The organism is Flavobacterium sp. (genome assembly GCF_021151785.1).
Taxonomy (GTDB): Bacteria; Bacteroidota; Bacteroidia; order Flavobacteriales; family Flavobacteriaceae; genus Flavobacterium.
Window position 1 is genome coordinate 1 of sequence record NZ_JAGKWP010000145.1, and the last position, 5,766, is coordinate 5,766.

Below are 5,766 nucleotides of genomic sequence, written 5' to 3' on the forward strand. Positions count from 1 at the left end.
AAATAATTTTTTCGACGATTTTATTAAAAAAAATAAATCTAAAGAAGAAGAGAATACTTTCATAATTAGTAATAAATTTGAATTACTATTCCAAATAATTAAGGAAAATAACTCTGCAGTTTTAGAACTCAACTTATCTTTATTAGAAGAACAATATAACTTTATTCATAGATTTACCTTTAAAAACATATAAATGCCAAACAACTGGAAAACATATAAACTCTCAGATTTCATTGATATAAATCCTTTAGTAAAATTAAAGGCTAATCAATCTTATTCTTTCGTAGAAATGAAAGATTTAGATCCAAATTTGAAAACAGTAAAACCTTCAGATTTCAAGACGTTAAAGGGAGGTGCCAAGTTTCAAAATAATGATACATTATTCGCAAGAATTACACCATGTTTAGAAAATGGAAAAATATGTCAGGTAAGAGATTTAAAAAATAATGTTGGTTTTGGTTCAACAGAATTTTTAGTTTTTAGAGGTAAAGAGAATATTTCAGATTCAGATTTTGTTTATTATTTATCAAGAGAACCATTTGTAAGACAATTTGCAGAAGCAAATATGATTGGAACTTCTGGTAGACAGCGTGTTGCTAAAGAGGCTTTTCAAAATATTGAATTAGAGCTTCCCCCCCTCCAAGAACAAAAATCCATCGCCGACATCCTTTCCACAATAGACGATAAAATCGAAAACAACCTTGCCATCAACAAAACTTTAGAAGAAATGGCTATGGCGTTATACAAATACTGGTTTGTAGATTTTGGTCCGTTTAAAGACGGTGAGTTTGTGGAAAGTGAGTTGGGTAGGATTCCTAAGGGTTGGGAAGTTAAAAGTTTAGGTAGTATTGTTTCCGTTTTAGGAGGTTATGCTTTTAAATCTGCTTGGTTTCAAGAGACTGGAGTAAAAGTTATAAAAATAAAAAACATAAATAATAATATTGTAGACATCAATAATTGTACGTGTATTTCAGAAGAAATTTCAAAATCTATAAATCCTAAATTTAGAATAGCTAAAGGAGATTTCTTAATTGCAATGACAGGTGCAGAGGTAGGAAAAGTTGGAGCTGTTCCTGATTATGGTCAAGAATTATGGTTGAATCAACGTGTAGGTAAACTAGTAGATAAAGATTTAAAGAATGCTTCAATACTTATTGGTAAATTGTTACAGACCTCTGATTTTTATAATGTGATGCAAGGTTTGGCTTATGGTAGTGCTCAGCCAAATATTAGCACATCTGATATTGAAAGCATTAAAATTGCATTACCAATAGATAAATCTATCTTAAACGATATTATTGAAGAGTTTGTTAGTTCTCACGAAATTATTATTCAAAATCTAACAGAAAACCAAACCCTAACTCAATTACGCGATACCTTGTTGCCTAAGTTAATTAGTGGTGAGGTACGGTTGAAAGAGTTCAGGGAGTAGTTTTGTCATTCCGACCAAAGGAGGAATCACATAAAGTTAGAAATAGGATAATGAGATGCTTCTTGCTTTAGTATGACAAAGAATAGTGAGTAAATTGTCATTCCGAGGTAACGAGGAATCACATAAAGTTTAGATAAAGATTATGAGATACTTCCTTGCGTCAGCATGACAAAGAATAGCGGGTAAATTGTCATTCCGAGGTAACGAGGAATCACATAAAGTTAGGAATAGGATAATGAGATGCTTCCTAGCGTCATTAGTCTAATTAAAATGAATTGATAAAAGAGAACGAATATGAAAGTAAACAATATTATGTTTGAACATACAGAAGGCTATCAGTCTTATTATGTTTATATCATTACTAATAAATATCGTTCTACTTTTTATGTGGGGATGACTAATGATTTGCCAAGAAGATTATCAGAGCATAGTGAAAATATAAAAAATGGTAATAAAACTTTTGCTTCAAAATATAATTTAGAGTTTCTGGTATATTATGAAAAGTATACTTGGGTGCAACAAGCCATAGCAAGAGAAAAGGAAATTAAAGGCTGGAGAAGAGAAAAAAAGTTAGATTTGATTCGCTCATTTAATGAAAATTTTGAATTTTTAAATGATCGTTTTGTAAAGAGTAATGTGATACCTCCTGCGTCGGAATGACAAAAAGAAAGTTTAGTTAGGGTTGTCATTCCGAGGTAACGAGGAATCACATAAAGTTGAACAAAATTATGAGATGCTTCCTTGCGTCAGCATGACAAGAAAAAGAAGGAATTGCATAGAGAATAGAAATAATGCAATTCCTCCTGCGTCGGAATGACAAAAAAATAAACGTCTCGTTTGTCATCCCGAGGTTAGGAGGGAACACATAAAGTTGAACAAAATTATGAGATTCCTCCTGTGTCGAAATGACAAAAAACGGTGGAATGACAAAAAGATAAAGACAATATGACAACAGAAGCCAAAATAGAGCAAGCTACGATTGACTGGTTAACCGATATGGGATATGAACATATTCACGGTACCACTTTTACGTTTCCTGAAAATGAAGTCGTAGATAAAGCTACTTTGTTAGCGTTTATACAACAGCAACATCCGCATTTGCCTGCAGAGTTGTATCCGTTAATTGTAGCGGAGTTTGTGAATAATAAAGGCGCTGATTTGTTGTATCGCAACCGTGATTTTCATTTGAAGTTAACCAAAGGCTTGGACTACGAATACCAAGATGCCAACGGTAATGAAAAAGCGGTGCATCTGTACCCAATAGATTTTCAAAACCCTGATAAGAATACGTTTTGGGTCGTAAACCAATTGAGCATTAAAGGCAAAAACAAACGCCGCCCTGATGTAATTGTGTACATCAACGGTTTGCCTTTAGTCGTTTTTGAATTGAAGAATTGGTTTGATGAAAACACCAATTTGCAAGAAGCTTTTAATCAAATCCAACATTACACCAAAGATATTCCGTTGTTGTTTGAATACAACGTAGCCACAATCGTAAGCGATGGGAACGAAGCCCAACACGGCATTTATAACGCTTCGAACGAATGGTATGCCGCTTGGAAAAGTATCAATGGTACTACCATAGTAGAAGACGATTTTCAAATGCATACGTTGTTATTCGGTTTGTTCCCCAAAGAGCGTTTACTGAATTACATTAAAAACTTTGTCTTTTTTGAAGACCATAACGGCACCTTGATTAAGAAAGGCGCTAAATACCATCAATTCTTTGGCGTTAACTTTGCGGTGGAAGCAGCTAAAAAAGCCATTCGCCCTTTTGGAGATGGACGTATCGGGGTGATTTGGCATACCCAAGGAAGCGGGAAAAGTATTTCCATGGCCATATATGCCGGTATCTTACGCAGCCTACCCGAATTGAAAAACCCAACTATTGTGGTTCAAGTGGATAGAAGCGATTTGGATTTTCAGTTGTATGAAAACTTTGTGTTAGCCAAAGACTTAGTAGGCGATGTACAACATGCCGATTCTACCGATGATTTAAGAAGACTGCTTTCGGCAGGAAGTGGTGGGGTTATTTTTACGACCATAGAAAAGTTCCGATTGAAATCAGGTAATGAGGATTCGTTAGGCGAATTAGAACATCCTATTTTATCGGAACGCGAAAATATTATTGTGATGGCGGATGAAGCCCACAGAACGCAATATGGTTTGTTAGATGGTTTTGCGTCTAATTTGCGTAAGGCGTTACCTAATGCTTCGTTTATTGGATTTACAGGAACGCCAGTGGATAGCAAAGATGCTGATACGCAAGAAGTGTTTGGAGAAACCATTCACGTGTACGATATTAAACAAGCGGTAGATGATAAAGCAACGGTTCCAATTTATTACGAACCTCGTTTAGCCAAACTGCATTTAGCCAATGAAAATTTAGATTCGGATGTTGATTCCTTAACATGGGAACAAGAAGACAGTTCTAATTTGAAATGGGCAGCACTAGAAGATGCAGCAGGTTCGCAAGAACGAGTAGAAAAGATTGCTAAAGACATTTTAAAGCATTTTACCAATCGTACGGAAACCTTACCAGGAAAAGCGATGATTGTTTGTATGAGTCGCCGAAACAGTGTGAAAATGTACGATGCCTTATCACAGTTAGAAGGCTGTCCTGAAATTGCGGTAGTGATGACGGGTAATATTTCTAAAGACCCAGTAGCATGGAATCCGCACATCAGAACGCAAGAAGCTACGGAAGCTTTAAAGAAACGTTTTAGAAATCCGAAAGACCCATTGCAAATGGTTATTGTTCGTGATATGTGGTTGACAGGTTTTGACGCACCTTGTGTTCATACAATGTATGTGGATAAGATCATGAAAGGGCATAACTTAATGCAAGCGATTACTAGAACCAATCGTGTGTTTAAAGACAAGCCTTCGGGGGTTATTGTAGATTACATCGGCATAGGCGACCAGTTACGAAAAGCAACTGATAAATATACAGGTGGTGGAGGAAAAGGAGAGCCTACTATTGATATGGAACAAGCCTTGAATATGTTTTTCAATCAAGTAGAAGCTTGTAAAAATATGCTACCCGAAACCACAGATTACAGTCAGTGGAAAGCTTTACGTGAAAGTGATAAAATGCTGTTGGTAAAACAAGCCTTAAACGCCTTATTGAAATACGATGAAGTGGCAGATCGATTCATGGTAGAAGAAAAGAAATTGACTGGTTTGTTATCTATTGTAAAATCACAACCTGAAATTCAGGAATACGCTATTGATATTTTGTTTTCGCAACATGTATCGAAAGCCATACGAAACGCTAAAACGGTAAAAGGAAACGGCAGAGCCACTCAAAACGAAATCAAAGAGTTGATAAGTAGAAGTATCGAATCGGATGATATTATCGATGTATTTGCCATGGCAGGTATTGAAAAAGCCGATATTTCTATTTTAGACGAGCAGTTTTTGTTGGGTGTTAAAAAAGACAAAGACAGTATTGCCATTAAAATTGAATTATTGAAAAATATTTTGAAAAACGAAATCAGAATGCGTTTGCCTCAAAATATCAAGAAATATACTTCGCTAAAAGAAGAATTAGAAAAAGTAATTGACCGTTATCACGCCAATGCTATTGATTCGTACACCACAATTGCCGAATTAGTAGAACGTGCCAAGGAAATGCAAGACGAAGACAAACGTAAATCGGAATTAGGTTTGTCGGATGAAGAATTGGCATTCTATGATATTCTAGCGGCCAAAAAAGACATTATCAACGAAGCAGGGCCCATTCAAGATGTAGTTCACAGCGTAGTAAAAGCCGTAAAAAGCAATCTACAAATCGACTGGACGAATAAAGAGGACGCTAAAGCAGCGATTCGTTTAGCCGTTAAAAAAGAGTTGCGAGGAAAAGTAAGCATGCTGGAATTAAACGCTATCCTTCAAGAAATTATGGAACAGGCAGAAGGACAGTTTAAAGAATGGAGGGCATAGTGATGTTTTTTTATCGACTGGATTAAAGTCTAGCTTTATGATATGTGTCGAGCCTATGGCTCTTGTGGGTTGGTTGCGATGATGGTATCGACTGGACTAAAGTCCAGCCTTACAAAATGGGCCGAGCCGCTGGCTCTAGTATGTAATGTTGTGTGTTAGTCCTGTGGGTGAGCGGCTTATGTGTTGATGTCGACTGGACTGAAGTCCAGCCTTATAAGATGGGTCGAGCCGCTGGCTCTTGTATGTTACATTGCGTTTAAATAAAATTAATGTGTTATGCAACGTGTAAGTCCTGTAGGGACGACCTATAATGTAGCAATGGATTTTAATCTATTGTAATGTGTACGAGATGTTGCGTAGTAGTCCCGTAGGGACGGTCAATGTCATGG

4 protein-coding genes are annotated in these 5,766 nt (G+C 36.2%); all 4 read left to right on the top strand.

Annotated elements, in window-relative coordinates:
• On the top strand, positions 1 to 193 hold a 193-nt coding region (locus QZ824_RS10845; protein ID WP_291276034.1), incomplete at its 5' end, for a hypothetical protein.
• A complete protein-coding gene (locus QZ824_RS10850; protein WP_291276035.1) occupies positions 194 to 1,432 on the top strand; it encodes a restriction endonuclease subunit S in 1,239 nt (412 codons plus the stop codon).
• Between the two features lie 294 nt (positions 1,433 to 1,726).
• The gene (locus tag QZ824_RS10855; protein ID WP_291276036.1) at positions 1,727 to 2,092 is read left to right on the top strand and encodes a GIY-YIG nuclease family protein; all 366 of its coding nucleotides are present in this window, start codon (positions 1,727 to 1,729) and stop codon (positions 2,090 to 2,092) included.
• Positions 2,093 to 2,377: 285 nt separating this feature from the next.
• Complete coding sequence (locus QZ824_RS10860) at positions 2,378 to 5,377, top strand: type I restriction endonuclease subunit R (RefSeq protein WP_291276037.1); 3,000 nt, start codon at positions 2,378 to 2,380, stop codon at positions 5,375 to 5,377.
• Positions 5,378 to 5,766: the final 389 nt, after the last annotated feature.